The sequence below is a fragment of the Egibacteraceae bacterium genome (assembly GCA_035540635.1).
Classification (GTDB): Bacteria; Actinomycetota; Nitriliruptoria; order Euzebyales; family Egibacteraceae; genus DATLGH01.
Genome location: DATLGH010000095.1, coordinates 1 through 16,025, shown reverse-complemented (window position 1 = coordinate 16,025; position 16,025 = coordinate 1). Strand labels below are relative to the sequence as shown.

The window sequence follows — 16,025 nt, the reverse complement described above, 5'->3', positions numbered from 1 at the left end:
ATCGAGCTCGGAGCCGGGACCCCCGCGTGACGGTCGACGGGGCCGCCCCGGGCGCCCGCCGCGGCCCCGTCGACCGTCACGCGGGGGTCCCGGCTCCGAGCTCGATCGGCCCGTTGGGAGGCATGCGCTCGACGAGCACCTTCGCGATCCGCCGGCCTGTGACCCGCTCCGCGGTGAGCCGCACCTGGTCGACCTCCACCCGCTCGCCCGGCCTCGCGACGTGCCCGAGCAGGCCGACGAGCAGGCCCCCCACGGTGTCCCACTCCTCGTCGGGCAGGTCGGTGGCGAGCAGGTCGTTCAGCTCGTCGACCGGCAGGCGTGCGTCGACGCGCCACACGTCGGCGTCGAGGTCCTCGACGAGGATCTCCTCGCGGTCGTACTCGTCGACGATCTCACCGACTATCTCCTCGAGGATGTCCTCGATGGTGACCAGCCCGGCGGTCGCCCCGTACTCGTCGACGACGATCGCGAGGTGGACCTTCGCGGCCTGCAGCTCGCGCAGCAGCGCATCGACGGGCTTCAGCTCCGGCACGAAGTAGGGCGGGCGGAGCAGGTCCTCCCAGGGGCCGTGCTCGTCGCCGCGGGCGTGCAGCCGGCGCAGGACGTCCTTCGCGTAGATGAGGCCGACGATCTTGTCGCGGTCGTCGCGGTACACGGGGATGCGCGAGTGGCCGGCACGCAGGATCGTGTCGAGCACCGCACGCAGCGGCTCGTCCGCTGACACCATGACCATGTCGGGCCGGGGAACCATGATCTCGCGCACGACCGTGTCACCGAGCTCGAAGATCGAGTGGATCATCTTGCGCTCGCTCGACTCGATGACCTCGTCGGACTCGGCGACGTCGATCATCTCGCGCAGCTCGTCCTCGGTGACGAACGGCCCCTGCGCGAGACCCTTTCCCGGCGCGAGGACGTTGCCGACGCGGATGAGCGCGCCGGCCAGCGGCGCGAGCGGCCGCGTCAGCAGCGCGACGACCGGAGCCGTCACGCACGCCACCCGGTCGGTGTGCTGCAGCGCGAGCGTCTTCGGCGCCACCTCCGCACCGACGAACAGCGCGGTGGTCGTGACCATCACCGCGGCCGCCATCCCCGGCAGCAACGGCAGCACCTCGAGCGCGACGACGACGACGAGCGTGGCCGCCGTCACCTGCACCCCGAGCGCGAGGAGGGCGAGGAGATTCAGCGTGCGGGCGGGGTTGGCCATCAGCTTTACGAGGGCGGCGGCGCCACGGCGGGCGCCCTCGCCCTCGACCTTGAGGGCCCGGTGCAGCGTCATGCGCGACAGCGCGGTCTGCGCGGCCGCGAAGTACGCGGCGACGAGCACGAGCAGCAACGCCGCGGCGAGCATCCACCCGTGGGCGGAGCTCATCGGCGGCGCCTTCGGCCGGGGCGCCGTGGGGTCATGGCGCCGACCCCGCGGCCGACCCCGCGAAGGAGGCGAGCAGCGCGTCGGTCAGGCCGAACATGTCGGCGCGCTCGGCCTCGTCGACGTGGTCGTGGCCGAGCAGGTGGAGGATGCCGTGAACGAGCAGGAGGTCGAGCTCGTCGGCTGCCGGCGCACCGCGGTCCGCGGCCTGAGCCGCGGCGACCTCCGGGCACAGCACGACGTCACCGAGGAGCGCCGGCTCGTCGGGGGTCGTCTCGCCCGGGGCGTCCATCGGGAAGGCGAGCACGTCGGTCGGGGCGTGCTCGCCGAGGTGGCGGCCATTCAGGGCGGCCATCGCCGCGGCGTCGATGCAGGTCACCGACAGCTCCGTCCCCGCGGGCACACCCCGGTCGGCGAGGACGTGGCCGGCGAGCCGGCGGAGGCGCTCGAGGTCGACGGGGCGCGACTGCTCGTCGCTCACGAGCACCGTTCGCGACGCGGCCGCCCCGCCGGGCCGGCGTCTACCGTCGCCGTCCATCCTCCAGGGCCTCCTGTCGGGACTCGTCGAAGGTGCGGTAGGCCTCAACGATCTCCTGCACGATGCGGTGGCGCACCACGTCCCGCCCGGACAGCTCGCAGAACGCGACGCCCTCGATGTCAGTGAGGATGCTGCGCACGACCTGGAGCCCCGAGTGCCTGCCCGTCGGCAGGTCCACCTGGGTAACGTCGCCGGTGACGACGGCCTTCGACCCGAAGCCGAGGCGGGTGAGGAACATCTTCATCTGCTCGGGGGTGGTGTTCTGCGCCTCGTCGAGCACGATGAAGCTGTCGTTCAGGGTGCGCCCGCGCATGAACGCGAGCGGCGCCACCTCGATGGTCCCGCGCTCCATGAGGCCGGCGATCTGCTCGGCGTCCATCATGTCGTAGAGCGCGTCGAAGAGCGGCCGCAGGTAGGGGTCGATCTTCTCGTAGAGCGTGCCGGGCAGGAACCCGAGCCGCTCGCCCGCCTCGACCGCCGGGCGGGTGAGGATGATCCGGCGCACCTCCCGGCGCTTCAGGGCGAGGACCGCCATGGCCATGGCGAGGTAGGTCTTGCCCGTCCCGGCCGGCCCGATCCCGAACACGACGGTGTGCGCGCGGATCGCGTCGAGGTAGCGCTTCTGCCCGACGGTCTTCGGTCGGATCGACCGCCCCCGATGGGTGAGCGCCTCGTCGGACAGCACCGCCGACGGCTCCGGGTGCTCGGCGTCCTGCACCATCGCGATCGTGGCGGACACGTTCGCCTCGTCGAGGCCGTGACCGAGGTCCAGCAGCTTCACGAGCTCCTCGAACAGCCGGCCGGCCTTCTGCGCCTCCTCGTCCGGGCCCGTGACGGTGATCTCGTTGCCCCGGACGAGGATGTCGACGGCGAACGCGCTCTCCACGAGCTTGAGCAACTCGTCCCGGCTGCCGAGCAGCGACACCATCGAGTGGTGGCCGGGGACCGACGTCTTCACCTGCGTCGAACTTGTCAAGAGGAGTCGCTCTGCCGTTTCGGGTATGACCCGCCCGATTCTACTGTCGCGCGCCGGGGTGGACAGCGTAGCCGCTGGTCGCCGCGCGGCACCGGGATCAGCGCAGCCGGCCCTCCTTCCGCCAGCCGGCGATCGCCCGCGCCCCGGCCTCCCGGCCGAGGGCGATGTTGCGCGCGGCGCGGCGGGGGTCGAACCGCAGGCCGTCGCCCAGGTCGAGGCCGGCCGGCTCGACGAGGAGGAAGTCGACCTGCCGGGCGCCCGTGGCGGCAGGCGCCGCCGACGCGAGCGTGTTCAGCGCCCCCGCGCGGGCGAGGTCGTTGAGCAGCGAGTGGCGCAGCGCGTTGTCGATGAGCAGCGACAGCGCCGCCCCGAGGTTGCCCGGCGGGGGGGCCGGACGCTCCCTGGTGGCGGTCGTCACGACGATGACGGTGTCCGGCTCGTAGGCGAGGGCCGGCGCGAGCGGCGTGTTCGCGACGAGCCCCCCGTCCCAGTACCGCACACCGTCGACGACGCCCGGCCGGAACACGAGGGGGATCGCGGCGCTGGCGAGCAGGTGGTCGACGTGCAGCCCGACGACGCGGTAGCGCGGGCTCGTGCGGTGCGGCGGCGGCGGGGCGTTCGTGAAGCGCACGAGCTCGCCCGTGGCCTCGTCCACGGCGGAGATCGTCACGACCAGGCCGTCACGGACAGGTACCCGCTCGCCGCCGAGCATCTCGACGAGGGTGCGGCGCAGCGGCGCCGTGTCGAGGAACCACGTCCAGCCGATCGCCGCGAGCAGCCTCCCCGCGAGGTTGCCGCCCTCGGCAAAACCCCGCAGCCGCGGCAGACGCCACACGTCGCGGCGGAGGCGGAACACGTCTCGGTCGCTCACCGACGTCCACAGCGCCGCGAGCCGCGCGGCGTCGAAGCCCGCCGCGAGGGCCGCCGCGTTCAGCGCACCCGCGGAGGTGCCCGACACGACCTCCGGCCGCAGGCCCGCGTCCTCGACCGCGGCGAGGACGCCCGCCTCGAACGACCCCTTCGCCCCGCCTCCCGACAGGACGAGCCCGAGGCGCACGCCCCGCTACTCCGCGACGCCGCTCACGCCGAGGCCGCGCAGCGCCTCCCGGACGGTGTCCGCGGCCAGGTCGAGATCCGCGGGGTCGGGGTCACGGTCGGCCCGCGCGAAGTCGAGGTCGTGCAGGTCGTTGATCGGCACGAGGTGGATGTGCACGTGGGGCACCTCGAGGCCCGCGAGCATCATGCCGACCTTGGCGGGCTGGTAGCCGCGCTGCAGCGCGGCGCCGATCGCCTTCGCCACGCGGGTGAGGTGCTCCCAGGTGCCGAGGTCGAGGTCGATCCAGTGGTCGACCTCCTGTCGCGGCACCACGAGGACGTGCCCGGGGCTCAGGGGGTTGATGGACAGGAACGCGACGCACGTCTCGTCGCGCCACACGAACCGCCCGGGAAGCTCGCCGTTGATGATCCTCGTGAACACGCTCGCCATGGTGCAGCCCCTGTCGGCTCGTCGACCGGCCGCAGTCTAGAGACGCGAGGCGGCGTCGGCGAAGGACTGCTGGGTACCCAGCGGGTAACCGGCGCGGCGGTCGGGCTACTCGCGGTTACGCGTCGCCGTGGCGCGCCGGCCCGGCGTGGGCGTGCGGCTCGGCTTGGGCGGGCGGCTCGCCGTGAGTGTGCGGCTCGGCGTGAGCGTGTCGCTCGCCGTCGGCGTCGGGGTCGGCGTGCTGCCCGCACGCGCACAGCCCCGGCTCCTTCTGCGCCATGCCGATCGTCGTCAGCCGCCGGGCGCCCTCGGGCATCGCCAACAGCTCGCTCGGGCGCGCGTCGCTGCGATTGGCCTGGTCATCGCTCATGAGCACAAGGCTAGCGCGGCGCTGCGCCCTCCATGTCGAGGGCGCGGACGAGGAAGGCGAGCACGTCGGCACGCTCGTCGATGAGCTTCGCGGTGGGCTTGCCGGCACCGTGGCCCGCGTCGGTCTCCACGCGGATGAGCACCGGCGGGCCGTCGTCGGCCTGCGCGGCCTGCAGCGCGGCGGTGAACTTGAACGAGTGGGCCGGCACGACGCGGTCGTCGTGGTCGCCGGTGACGACGAGGGTCGCCGGGTAGCGCGTGCCGGGGACGAGGTTGTGCAGCGGCGAGTAGGCGTGGAGCCAGGCGAACTGCTCGGGGTCGTCGGGGCTGCCGTAGTCGCTCGTCCACGCCCACCCGATGGTGAAGCGGTGGAAGCGCAGCATGTCGAGGACGCCGACCTCCGGGACGCACGCCCCGAACAGGTCGGGACGCTTGACGAGGCAGGCGGCCGCGAGCAGCCCGCCGTTCGAGCCGCCCTGGATGGCCAGCCGATCGGTGCGGGTCCAGCCGGTGGCGACGAGCCACTCCGCGCACGCGATCGCGTCGTCGAAGACCGTCTGCTTGTTCGCCAGGCGCCCCGCGTCGTGCCACTGCCTGCCGTACTCGCCGCCGCCGCGGAGGTTCGCCACGGCGAGCACGCCGCCGCGCTCGAGCCACACGAGGTTCGCCACGGTGAACCCGGGGGTCAGCGAGATGCTGAACCCGCCGTAGCCGTACAGGCGGACCGGCGCGTCGCCGGTGACGTCGGCACGGCGCACGAGGAACATCGGCACCGCGACGCCCCCGGGACGGTCGACGAAGACCTGCTCGGCGACGTAGTCGCCGGCGTCGACGTCCAGCGCCGGGGGCCGCACGAGCGTCACCGCCTCCGACGCGACGTCGATGCGGTAGATCGCCTGGGGCTGCGTGTAGGTGACGACCCCGACGTGGCACCCGTCGTCGCCGGCCCGCCCGGTGAGGCTCGACACGGTGGCGATGTCGGGCAGCGCCACGTCCGCGCCCGGCGTGCCGTCGAGGTCGTGCAGGCGCAGCCGGTTGCGGGCGTGGTGGAGGCGCACGACGACGAGCCGTCTCCCGACGAGGCGGGCGTGCTCGAGCGTGTCCTCGCTCTCGGCGACCACCTCGCGCCAGCGCGCCGGGTCACGCACGTCCAGGGCGACGATGCGTCCGCGCGGCGCGTCGCGGTCGGTCAGGACGTACACGTCGTCACCGTCCACGCCGATGACGTCGTAGGCGGCGTCGAAGTCGTCGAGCAGCGGCCGCAGCGCCGCGTCGACGCCGAGCTCACGCACCCACACACGTCCCCGGGGGTCGGTGCCCTCGGAGATGTGCACGACGAGCCAGCGGCCGTCCTCGGTGACCATCGGCGAGAACATCCAGTCCGGCCGATCGGGGCGCGCGTAGACGAGCGCGTCGTCGTCCTGGGGGTCGCCGAGGCGGTGGAAGCGCAGCTGGTGGCCGCGGTTGGCCGCGGCGAGGTCGCGCCCCTCGGCGGGCGGGTCGAACCGGGCGTAGAAGAACCCTGAGGCGTCCGGCGCCCACGCCGCCCCGGCGAACTTGCTCCAGTGCAGCTCGTCGGGATGGTCGGCGCCGGTCGCGACGTCGCGGACCCGCCAGGTCATCCAGTCGGAGCCGGCCGCGCTCGTCGCGTAGGCGAGCAGCCCGCCGTCGTCGCTGACCGCGAGGGCCGCGAGCGCGACCGTCCCGTCGGGGGACAGCTCGTTCGGATCGAGCAGCACCCGGCCGTGCCCGTCCGCGGCGTCCAGGACCCACAGGACGTCCTGGTTCTGCAGTCCGGTGTTGCGCATCTGGAACCACGCGGCGCCGCGCCGCCAGGGTGCACCGGCGCGGGGGTGGTCCCACAGCTCGGCGAGGCGGGCGCGAATCCGGGGGCGGGCCGCGACCTCCTCGAGCCACGCCTGCGTGAGGCGGTTCTGCTCGGCGATCCACGCGCGGGCCTCGGGCGTGTCGGGGTCCTCGAGCCAGCGGTAGGGGTCGGCGACCTTCGTGCCGTGGTAGTCGTCGACCTGGTCGACGGTGGGGGTGTGCGGGTAGTCCATGGGCCGACGATAGCCCCACCGACCTCAGCCGAATCGGCCGACGGCGGCGAGGACGACCCCGGCGGCCACGAGCGCAGCCGTCTCCGTGCGCAGGATCGTGGGGCCCAGGCGGGCCGCGGGCAGTCCGGTCGCGGCGACCTCGTCGGCGGTCAGCCCGCCCTCCGGCCCGACGGCGAGGACGAGCTCGTCCGCGCCGCCGACACCGGCGAGCACCGCCGGCAGCGCGGCGTCCGCCTCCTCCCACAGCACGATCCCACGGGCGCCGGCGAAGGCGCCGGTCCACTCCCCCACCGGGCCCACCTCGAGCGGGCGGACACGGCGGGCCTGCTTGGCGGCGGCGAGCGCGACCGCCCGCCATCGCGTCACCGCCCGCGCCGCCCGGTCGCCGCGGAGCACCACCTGGCTCCGCTCGGAGTGGACCGGCAGGAGCCGGTCGACGCCGACCTCGCTCAGGCGCGTCACCACCTCGTCGAGCTTGCGTCCCTTCGGCAGGGCGTGCACGACCGTCAGCGCCGGCCGGGGCGGCGCAACGACGAACCGTTCGGTGACGGCGCAGTGCACGAGGTCGGGCCCGGCGGCCGTGACGCGCGCCTGGTAGAGCCCTCCCGTCCCGTCGGCGAGGCTCACGGGGTCGCCCGGTGCCGCCCGCAGCACCCGGGCGAGATGATGCGCGTCGCCGCCGCGCAGCGTCGCCGACCCACCCTCGACCGGGTCGCAGAAGAAGTGGGGGCCGCGCGTGCGCGGCACCGGCGCGCTCACATCCGGAAGGCGTCCTTCAGTCGGCTGAACAGGCGCCGCTGCTCTGCGGGGACGTCCTCGCCGCGCAGCGCCGCGAGCTCGCGCAGCAGCGCCTCCTGCCTCTCATCGAGGTCGGTCGGAGTGAGCACCCGGCAGTGCACGTAGAGGTTGCCGCGTGCCCCGCCCCCGTTGAGCTTCGGCATGCCCTGGCGCCGCAGGGTGACGACGTCACCCGTCTGCACCCCTGCGGGCAGCGTCACCGCCTCCTCGCCGTGCAGGGTCGGCAGCTTGAGCTCCGCACCGAGGGCCGCCTGGGTCATCGGGACCGTGAGCTCGCAGTGCAGGTCGTTGCCCTCCCGGCGGAAGACGTCGTGGGCGGCGACGTGCAGGCGCACGTAGAGGTCGCCGAGCGCACCGCCCCTGCGGCCGGCTTCGCCCCGGCCCGTCACGCGCAGTCGGGTGCCCTCGTCGACGCCGGGCGGCACGTCGACGGTGACGGTCTCGGTGACCTGCAGGCGGCCCTCGCCGCGGCAGGCGGGGCAGGGGTCCGCTATCCGGACGCCCTCGCCCCGGCAGGCGGGGCACGGCGTGGTCGTGAGCATCTGGCCGAAAACGCTGCGCGCGACCTGCTGCACCGCCCCCTGCCCGTTGCAGGTCGAACAGGTCACCGGTTTGCTGTCGCCCTTCGCCCCGGTGGCCTCGCAGGCGTCGCAGGGCCGGGCGACGGTGATGTCGACGTCGCGGCGGACCCCCGCCGCGGCCTCCTCGAGGGTGAGCACGAGGTCGACGACCGCGTCACGGCCGGACTGGGGGCCGCTGCGCGCGCTCCGGCCGCGGCTGCGCCCGGAGAACCCTCCCACACCGCCCATGCCGCCGAAGAACGCGTCGATGAGGTCGCCGAGGTCGCCGAAGCCGCCGGACGGGTCGCCGCCGCCGCCGCCCGGCCCCCGGGGGTCGCCGAACTGGTCGTAGTTCGCGCGCGCCTGCGGGTTCTTCAGGACCTCGTAGGCGGTGGTGACCTGCTTGAACTCGTTCTCGTCGCCGCCCGCGTCGGGGTGCGACTCACGGGCGCGCCGGCGGTAGGCGCGCTTGATGTCGTCCTCGCTCGCGTCGCGGCTGACGCCGAGGATCTCGTAGAGGTCTTGCACGGCGGGGATCTCGTCCGTTCGCTAGTCGCTAGTTCAGGCCGGGGCGCGTCGGGGGGGAGGCGCGGCCGCCGACGAGGTCGGCGAGCGCCTTCTCGAGCGACGAGGCTACCGCCTGCACGGCCGCCAGGGTCCGGGGATAGTCCATGCGGCTCGGGCCGAGCACGCCGAGGCTGCCCTCGGCCCCGCCGACGGCGTCGTAGCTCGCCGCGACGATGGAGCAGGCGGCGAGCTCGACGAGCGGGAGCTCGGCGCCGATGCGCACCGCCGGGTCGCCGGTGTCGAGGGCGTCGCGGAGCATCTGCAGGACGATCACCTGCTCCTCGAGCGTCTCGTACACCTGCTGCACCTGCTCGATGCGGTTGAAGTAGCCGGAGACGGCGATGTTCGCCGTCCCCCCCACGAACAGCTGCTCGTACTGCGGCGCGTCGAGGCCGCCACGCACCGCCTTCGCGACCGCCTCGATCACGGTGCGCACCTCCTGCGGCGCGCCGGCGGCAAGTCCCGCCAGGACCTCGGGGGCCTGGGTGAGGGGCAGGCCGGCGAGGGCGTCGTTGACCGCGTAGCGCGCACGCCCGACGTCGTGCTCGATGACCGGCACCTCCAGGTCGAGCATGCGCTTCTCGACACGGCCGGTATCGGCGATGACGACGGCGAGCACGCTCGTCGCGCCGAGCCAGACGAGCTCGACGTGGCGCACGCGGCTGCGGTCGAGGCGCGGGGCGACGACGAGCGCCGCGAACCGCGTGAGCCGCGAGAGAATCCCCGACGTGCGGCGGAGCAGCTCCTCGAGATCGGACGAGCCGCGCAGCAACCCTTCGAGGGCGGCCCGCTGCTCGGGGCTCAGCGTCGCGGTGCCCGACAGGGTGTCGACGAAGTAGCGGTAGCCCTTGTCGGTGGGGATGCGCCCCGCCGAGGTGTGGGGCTGTGCGATGAACCCGGCGTCCTCGAGCGCGGCCATGTCGGCCCGCACGGTGGCCGCCGACACGCCGAGGCCCGTCTCGCGCAGCAGCCGCTTCGAGCCGACGGGCTCGCCGTCGCGGACGTAGGCCCGCACGATCGCCTTGAGGATCTCCCCCTTGCGCTCGTCGAGCGACTCCACGGTGGTTGCAACCCTCCTTCTCCCGTCCCGGGCGGCTTGGCAGTCACGAGGTGCGAGTGCCAAGCCCATAGTGACGCCTGCACCTACGAGGCTCAAGCACCATGGTGGGTCCCAGCAGCGCGCCGGCCCGCGCGCGTGCGCGGGATGTCGGTTCAGCGTCGCCGCGGTGAGGAGGCGCGCAGGGCCGCGTGGTAGCGCACCATCGCGCGGCGGTCGACGAAGGGGTCGGCGGGCCGCCGGACCCGCGCGGCCGCGTCGCGACCGGCCTGCCACTGCCACGCCCACCACGCGCCGAGGAGGAGTCCCAGACCGATCAGCCCCCACAGCATCGCGCCACCTCCTCGGATCGCCGGTTGTACCCGGAAGGGTGTCGGCTGACGCGGGCGGGGCGTGAAGCGGCTACGGCAGGAGCCGCAGGACCACGGCGCCGGCCAGCGGCCGGCCGGCCGGGGTGAGCGCGAGCCGGCCGCCGTCGTCGGCGAGGAGACCCGCGGCGACCAGCCGGTCCGCCGCGGCCTCGTCGAGCGGTTCCACAGCCGCGCGCGGCACCCCCGCGACGAGCCGCAGCCCCATCATGAGGCGCTCGGTGCGCCGCGCCGCGCCGTCGAGCAGCTCCTGTCCCGCGGTGGCCGCCCACCCCGCAAGCACGGTGTCGGCGTAGCGGGCGGTCGGGCGCAGGTTCCACCAGCGGCGCCCGGCCCAGTGGCCGTGCGCGCCGGCGCCGACGCCGAGCCAGTCGCCGCCGCGCCAGTAGAGGAGGTTGTGACGGCTCTGCGCACCGGGGCGGGCCCAGTTCGAGATCTCGTAGCGGCGCAGCCCGGCGGCGCCGAGACGCTCGTCGGCGACGGCCATCCGCGCGGCCTGGACGTCCTCGTCGGGGGCTCCGGCGGCGCCGCGGGCGATCGCCGCGGCGTAGGGCGTGTTGGCCTCGACGGTGAGCGCGTACGCCGACAGGTGGTCGACGCCGGCGCCGACGGCCGCGTCGAGGGTGGCCGTCCAGTCCGCGTCCGTCTCGCACGGCGCGCCGTAGATGAGGTCGACCGAGACCCGGGCGACGCCGGCCGCCCGTGCCGCCGCGACCGCCGCCGGCGCCCGGTGGGGGGCGTGCCCACGGCCGAGGAAGTCAAGGACGTGCGGAGCGAACGACTGCGCGCCGACGGAAAGGCGGGTGAGGCCCGCGTCGACGAGGGCGGCGAGGGTCTCCGCGTCGACGTCCTCGGGGTTGGCCTCCACGGTGACCTCCGCGTCGGGGGCCACCGGCAGCACCGCACGGGCGTGCCGCAGGATCCCGGCGAGGTCGCCGGCTGCGAGCTCGGTGGGCGTGCCGCCCCCCACGAACACGCTGCCGAACACCGGCCACCCGCCGGTTCGCGTGCCGGGTGGGGCAACCGACGCCGGCCCGGCGGCCGCGACCCGGGCGAGCTCGGCCCTCACGGCTGCGACGTAGCGGGCCCGCAGCGCCCGACCCGCGCCCGCCAGGACGTTGAAGTCGCAGTAGGGGCAGCGTGACCGGCAGAAGGGGACGTGGACGTAGAGCCCCGCGCCGGTCGGCGGGCCCGGGTCGCCGGAGGACGCCTGCACCCTTCAAGGGTAGGGCGCGCTGCGCGAAGCGCGCGGGGGCGTCGCCCGCTTCAGTCCCTGATCGACAGGGCGGCGACGAAGGCCTCCTGGGGGATCTCCACCGTCCCGACGGCCTTCATCCGCTTCTTGCCTTCCTTCTGCGCCTCGAGCAGCTTGCGCTTGCGCGACACGTCGCCGCCGTAGCACTTCGCGACGACGTCCTTGCGGCGGGCCTTCACCGTCTCGCGGGCGATGATCTTCGAGCCGATCGCCGCCTGGATCGGCACGTCGAACAGCTGGCGCGGGATGAGCTCGCGCAGCCGTCCCACCATGCCCTTGCCGTACTCGTAGGCCTTCGCGCGGTGCACGATCGCGCTGAAGGCGTCGACGGGCTCGCCGTTCAGCAGGACGTCGACCTTGACGAGGTCGGCCTCCGCCATGCCGGCCGGCTCGTAGTCGAGCGACGCGTAGCCGCGCGTGGACGACTTCAGCCGGTCGAAGAAGTCGAAGATGATCTCGGCGAGGGGCAGCCGGTAGCGCAGCTCGACGCGCTCCTCGGTGAGGTACTCCATCTTCTCCAGCTGCCCGCGGCGCACCTCGCAGAGCTGCATGACCGGTCCGACGTAGTCGGACGGGCAGAGGATCATCGCGTCGACGACCGGTTCGAGGATCCGCTCGATGCGGTTGGGTGCAGGCAGCTCGGCAGGGTTGGAGACGAGCACCACGGCGGGCTCGTTCGGCTTGCGCAGCGCCTCGGTGAGGTGCACCTCGTACTTCACGTTCGGGGCGGTCGTCACGAGGGGGATGTCGAACTCGCGGTCGAGGCGCTCGGAGACGATCTCCATGTGGAGCAGGCCGAGGAAGCCGCAGCGGAAGCCGAAGCCCAGGGCCACCGACGTCTCCGGCTCGAACGTGAAGCTCGCGTCGTTCAGGCGCAGACGCTCGAGCGCGTCGCGCAGGTCGGGGAAGTCGGCGGAGTCGAGGGGGTACAGGCCGCTGAAGACCATCGGGGTCGGCTCGCGGTAGCCGGGCAGCGGCTCGGGCGCCGGCCTGCGGTGCTCGGTGACGGTGTCACCGACCCGCGCCGAGTCGACCTCCTTGATCGCGGCGGTGAAGTAGCCGACCTCGCCGGGCCCGAGGGCGTCGACCGGCTTGGGCTCCGGTGAGATGACCGCGAGCTCGTCGATCTCGTTGTGGAACCCGGTGGCCATGAGGCGCACCTCCATGCGCGGCCGCAGCCAGCCGTCGACGACCCGCACGTACGTGACCACCCCGCGGTAGGCGTCGTAGACGGAGTCGAACACGAGACCCCGCGTCGGCGCCTCCGGGTCGCCGGCGGGCGGCGGCACCCGCTCGACGATGCGCTCGAGCACCGCCGGGACGCCCTGCCCGGTCTTGGCAGACACCGCGAGGATGTCCTCCGCGTCGCCGCCGAGCAACGAGACGATCTCGAGCGCCACCTGCTCGGGGCGGGCGGCGGGCAGGTCGATCTTGTTCAGGACCGGGATGACCTCGAGACCCGCCTCCACGGCGAGGTAGAGGTTCGCGATCGTCTGGGCCTCCATGCCCTGGGCGGCGTCGACGAGCAGAACCGCGCCCTCGCAGGCGTTCATCGCCCTGCTCACCTCGTAGGAGAAGTCGACGTGGCCGGGCGTGTCGATGAGGTTGAGCAGGTACTCGGTGCCGCCCGCCGCGGTGTAGGGCATGCGGACCGACTGGGCCTTGATGGTGATGCCCCGCTCGCGCTCGAGGTCCATCCGGTCGAGGTACTGCGCCCGCATCATCCGGCCCTCGACGAGCCGGGTCTCCTGCAGCATGCGGTCGGCCAGCGTCGACTTGCCGTGGTCGACGTGGGCGATGATCGCGAAGTTGCGGATGCGCGCAGAGGGATAGGTCATGTGTGCCCAAGGCTATCCGCGGCTGGCGCCCTACCGGTTCGGCGCCCTCCGTGGCGCTTTCCCGCTCGCGCGCGGGAGCGCTAGACTGGCCGCCTGCGGCCCCGTGAGGGCCGATTTTTCCGCGTTCCTTCCAGCTCCTTTCCGATCGAGGGCCCTGCCATGGCCAACATCGCCAGCCAGATCAAGCGCAACCGCCAGAACGAGGTCCGCCGCCAGCGCAACAAGGCCATGCGCAGCGCGCTGAAGACCCACCTGAAGCAGTTCCGGACCGCGGTGGACGACGGCGACCGGACGCGCGCCGAGGAGCGCTTCGTCGCGGCGTCGCGTCAGCTCGACCGCGCCGCCGGCAAGGGCGTGGTGCACCGCAACTACGCGGCGAACCACAAGTCGCGCATGGCCAAGCGCCTGCAGTCGCTGTAGCCGGGTGTCGGCTGCGCACGACGCCCCGGCGGAGGGCGCGACGACATCCGGCGTGGACGGCTACGTCGGCGTGGTGTTCGACCTCGACGGCGTCATCTACCTCGCTGAGCGCCCCGTGCCGGGCGCCGCGGAGACCGTGGCCGCCGTCCGGGCGAGCGGCCGTCCCGTCGCCTTCGTGACGAACAACGCCGCGCGTACCCCCGAGGAGGTCGCCGCCAAGCTCGCGGGCATGGGAGTGCCGGCGACACCGGAGGAGGTCGTGACCTCCTCGCAGGCCGCCGCACGCCTCATCGAGCCCGGCGCCCGCTGCCTCGTCGTCGGCGCCGACGGGCTCCGCACGGTCCTCGCGCGCCGCGGCTGCGTCGAGGTGCGCGAGCCGCAGGAGGCCGAGGTCGTCGTCGTCGGGTTCACCCGCGACCTCGTCTGGGACGACCTGCGCCGGGCGACGCTCGCCCTGCGCCGGGGGGCGCGTTACGTCGCCACGAACGGCGACGTCGCCTTCCCGTCCCCCGAGGGACTCGTGCCGGGCAACGGGGCGACCGTGGCGGCGCTCAACGCCGCGTCGGGGCGCACGCCCGAGATCGCCGGCAAGCCCTATCCCGCGCTGTTCGAGGCCGTCGTCGAGCGCCTCCCCCGCGGCCGGCTCCTGATGGTCGGCGACCGTCCCGACACCGACATCGCCGGCGCGCGGGCGCTCGGCTGGGACACCGCGCTCGTGCTCACCGGCGTCACCGACCGCGAGGACGTCGCGGGCCTCGACCCACGCCCAACCTACGTCCTCGACAGCGTCGCCGACCTCGCCGTCTGAGCGAGCCGGGCGCACGTCGGTGTCCCAGCGGTCCTCCGTGGCGTGAAGGAACTGCCGTGTCCGATTCCCGCCAGCGCGGGGGGCGCGGGCTCTGGTACCACTACAGCCGTGCACACCGACTTCGACGCCTGCTACCGCGCGGTGGCCAGCCGCGACGCCCGGTTCGACGGGCGGTTCTTCACCGGCGTGACCTCGACGGGCATCTACTGCCGGCCGATCTGCCCGGCGCGCACCCCGGCGCGGCGCAACGTGGTCTTCTTCGCCTGCGCCGCCGCCGCCGAGGAGGGCGGCTTCCGGGCCTGCCGGCGGTGCCGGCCCGAGACGTCGCCCGACGCGTGGGACGCCAGGGGCGACCTCGTCGGTCGGGCGCTGCGGGCGATCCGCGAGGGCGTCGTCGACGACGAGGGGGTGCGCGGCCTCGCCCGCCGGATGGCGGTGAGCGAACGCCACCTGCACCGGGTGTTCGTCGCGGAGCTCGGTGCGGGGCCGCTCGCGGTGGCGCGCACCCGCCGGGCGCAGCTCGCCCGCCTGCTGCTCGACGAGGACCTGCCGGTGACCGAGGTGGCGTTCTGCGCCGGCTACGCGAGCGTCCGCCAGTTCAACGCCTCGGTTCGCGCGGCGTTCGGGGCGACGCCGACCGAGCTGCGCCGCTCCCCCACCGGCGTGCGGCGCTACCCGGGGGGCCTCAGCCTGCGTCTGGCGGTCAGCGGACCGCTCGACGCCGGCGCGCTGCTCGCGTTCCTCGCCGCGCGGGCGCTGCCGGGGGTGGAGGAGGTGCGCGCGGGCCGCTACCGCCGCACCGTCCCGGGGGGGACCGTCGAGGTGGCGATCGGCTCGGGAGAGCCACGACTCACCGTGCGGCTCGCACCGGGCGCGGACCTCGCGGGCATCGTCCGGGGCGCGCGCGAGCTCTGCGACCTCGACGCGGACCCGGGTGTCATCCGCGCCGTCCTCGGCGGCGACCCCGTCCTCGCGCCGCTCGTGGCCGCGCGACCGGGGCTGCGGGTGCCCGGGGCGGTGGACGGCTTCGCGTGCGCCGTGCGCGCGGTGCTCGGCCAGCAGGTGTCGGTGGCGGCCGCGACCACCCTCGCGGGCCGGCTCGTGCGCCGTCACGGCACGCCGCTGGCCGCCGCCGACGGCGCGCTGACGCACCGCTTCCCCACGCCCGAGTCGCTCGCCCACGCGGACCTGTCCGGGCTCGGGATCACCGGCGTGCGCATCCGCGCGCTGCGGGCGCTCGCACGCGCCGTCGCCGACGGTCGCCTGCGCCTGGACGGGCGCGGGGACCGGGCAGAGGCCGTCGCCCGCCTGCGGGCGCTGCCGGGCTTCGGCCCGTGGACCGCCGGCTACGTCGCGATGCGCGCGCTGCGCGACCCCGACGCCCTGCCGGTGGGCGACCTCGGGCTGCGCCGCGCGCTCGCGGCGCGCGGCGCCGACGGCAGCGCCGCCGGCCTCGACGCGCGCGCCCGGTCCTGGCGCCCGTGGCGGGCGTACGCCGCGATGCACCTCTGGACCGCCGACACCACCCCCGCCCGCTCGGAGGCGAGCGCATGACCCCGCAC

General features: G+C 74.4%; 16 protein-coding genes. 3 read left to right on the top strand and 13 right to left on the bottom strand.

The window, feature by feature from the left end:
- Positions 1 to 76: 76 nt before the first annotated feature.
- The 13 genes from VM324_14925 to lepA form a co-directional block, all read right to left on the bottom strand.
- Entirely contained in the window at positions 77 to 1,369 is a 1,293-nt protein-coding gene (locus VM324_14925) for a hemolysin family protein (GenBank protein HVM00585.1), read from the bottom strand.
- A 31-nt stretch (positions 1,370 to 1,400) separates the two neighbouring features.
- A complete protein-coding gene (gene ybeY, locus VM324_14920) occupies positions 1,401 to 1,904 on the bottom strand; it encodes an rRNA maturation RNase YbeY (GenBank protein ID HVM00584.1) in 504 nt (167 codons plus the stop codon).
- Complete coding sequence (locus VM324_14915) at positions 1,888 to 2,862, bottom strand: PhoH family protein (GenBank protein HVM00583.1); 975 nt, start codon at positions 2,860 to 2,862, stop codon at positions 1,888 to 1,890. The genes ybeY and VM324_14915 overlap by 17 nt, the downstream gene beginning before the upstream one ends.
- Before the next feature lie 115 nt (positions 2,863 to 2,977).
- Positions 2,978 to 3,937, bottom strand: a complete 960-nt coding sequence (locus tag VM324_14910; GenBank protein HVM00582.1) for a patatin-like phospholipase family protein — start codon at positions 3,935 to 3,937, stop codon at positions 2,978 to 2,980.
- 6 nt (positions 3,938 to 3,943) lie between these two features.
- A complete protein-coding gene (locus VM324_14905) occupies positions 3,944 to 4,366 on the bottom strand; it encodes an HIT family protein (GenBank protein ID HVM00581.1) in 423 nt (140 codons plus the stop codon).
- Between the two features lie 115 nt (positions 4,367 to 4,481).
- The gene (locus VM324_14900; protein ID HVM00580.1) at positions 4,482 to 4,733 is read right to left on the bottom strand and encodes a hypothetical protein; all 252 of its coding nucleotides are present in this window, start codon (positions 4,731 to 4,733) and stop codon (positions 4,482 to 4,484) included.
- A gap of 10 nt (positions 4,734 to 4,743) precedes the next feature.
- Entirely contained in the window at positions 4,744 to 6,792 is a 2,049-nt protein-coding gene (locus tag VM324_14895; protein HVM00579.1) for a prolyl oligopeptidase family serine peptidase, read from the bottom strand.
- A gap of 24 nt (positions 6,793 to 6,816) precedes the next feature.
- Positions 6,817 to 7,551 (bottom strand): RsmE family RNA methyltransferase, encoded by a 735-nt coding sequence (locus VM324_14890; protein HVM00578.1) that lies wholly within the window; start codon positions 7,549 to 7,551, stop codon positions 6,817 to 6,819.
- The gene (locus VM324_14885) at positions 7,548 to 8,678 is read right to left on the bottom strand and encodes a J domain-containing protein (protein HVM00577.1); all 1,131 of its coding nucleotides are present in this window, start codon (positions 8,676 to 8,678) and stop codon (positions 7,548 to 7,550) included. The genes VM324_14890 and VM324_14885 overlap by 4 nt, the downstream gene beginning before the upstream one ends.
- 28 nt (positions 8,679 to 8,706) lie before the next feature.
- Complete coding sequence (gene hrcA / locus VM324_14880) at positions 8,707 to 9,777, bottom strand: heat-inducible transcriptional repressor HrcA (protein HVM00576.1); 1,071 nt, start codon at positions 9,775 to 9,777, stop codon at positions 8,707 to 8,709.
- 152 nt (positions 9,778 to 9,929) lie between these two features.
- The gene (locus VM324_14875; protein ID HVM00575.1) at positions 9,930 to 10,106 is read right to left on the bottom strand and encodes a hypothetical protein; all 177 of its coding nucleotides are present in this window, start codon (positions 10,104 to 10,106) and stop codon (positions 9,930 to 9,932) included.
- Positions 10,107 to 10,176: 70 nt separating this feature from the next.
- A complete protein-coding gene (gene hemW, locus VM324_14870) occupies positions 10,177 to 11,358 on the bottom strand; it encodes a radical SAM family heme chaperone HemW (GenBank protein ID HVM00574.1) in 1,182 nt (393 codons plus the stop codon).
- Between the two features lie 50 nt (positions 11,359 to 11,408).
- Positions 11,409 to 13,235: a translation elongation factor 4 gene (lepA, locus tag VM324_14865; GenBank protein HVM00573.1), complete on the bottom strand. Its 1,827-nt coding sequence runs from the start codon at positions 13,233 to 13,235 to the stop codon at positions 11,409 to 11,411.
- Positions 13,236 to 13,394: 159 nt separating this feature from the next.
- On the opposite strand from lepA, the gene rpsT reads away from it, so the two are divergent.
- The 3 genes from rpsT to VM324_14850 all read left to right on the top strand — a co-directional run bounded on the left by rpsT (position 13,395) and on the right by VM324_14850 (position 16,017).
- Positions 13,395 to 13,655: a 30S ribosomal protein S20 gene (gene rpsT / locus VM324_14860; protein ID HVM00572.1), complete on the top strand. Its 261-nt coding sequence runs from the start codon at positions 13,395 to 13,397 to the stop codon at positions 13,653 to 13,655.
- 52 nt (positions 13,656 to 13,707) lie between these two features.
- Positions 13,708 to 14,463: an HAD-IIA family hydrolase gene (locus VM324_14855; GenBank protein ID HVM00571.1), complete on the top strand. Its 756-nt coding sequence runs from the start codon at positions 13,708 to 13,710 to the stop codon at positions 14,461 to 14,463.
- A 108-nt stretch (positions 14,464 to 14,571) separates the two neighbouring features.
- A complete protein-coding gene (locus tag VM324_14850; GenBank protein ID HVM00570.1) occupies positions 14,572 to 16,017 on the top strand; it encodes an Ada metal-binding domain-containing protein in 1,446 nt (481 codons plus the stop codon).
- Positions 16,018 to 16,025: the final 8 nt, after the last annotated feature.

Bases quoted from the DNA above. Each gene is read 5' to 3' on its own strand.
- ybeY (HVM00584.1), bottom strand. From the start codon at position 1,904: ATGGACGGCGACGGTAGACGCCGGCCCGGCGGGGCGGCCGCGTCGCGA.
- VM324_14895 (HVM00579.1), bottom strand. From the start codon at position 6,792: ATGGACTACCCGCACACCCCCACCGTCGACCAGGTCGACGACTACCAC.
- VM324_14925 (HVM00585.1), bottom strand. From the start codon at position 1,369: ATGAGCTCCGCCCACGGGTGGATGCTCGCCGCGGCGTTGCTGCTCGTG.
- lepA (HVM00573.1), bottom strand. From the start codon at position 13,235: ATGACCTATCCCTCTGCGCGCATCCGCAACTTCGCGATCATCGCCCAC.
- VM324_14905 (HVM00581.1), bottom strand. From the start codon at position 4,366: ATGGCGAGCGTGTTCACGAGGATCATCAACGGCGAGCTTCCCGGGCGG.
- VM324_14900 (HVM00580.1), bottom strand. From the start codon at position 4,733: ATGAGCGATGACCAGGCCAATCGCAGCGACGCGCGCCCGAGCGAGCTG.
- VM324_14875 (HVM00575.1), bottom strand. From the start codon at position 10,106: ATGCTGTGGGGGCTGATCGGTCTGGGACTCCTCCTCGGCGCGTGGTGG.
- rpsT (HVM00572.1), top strand. From the start codon at position 13,395: ATGGCCAACATCGCCAGCCAGATCAAGCGCAACCGCCAGAACGAGGTC.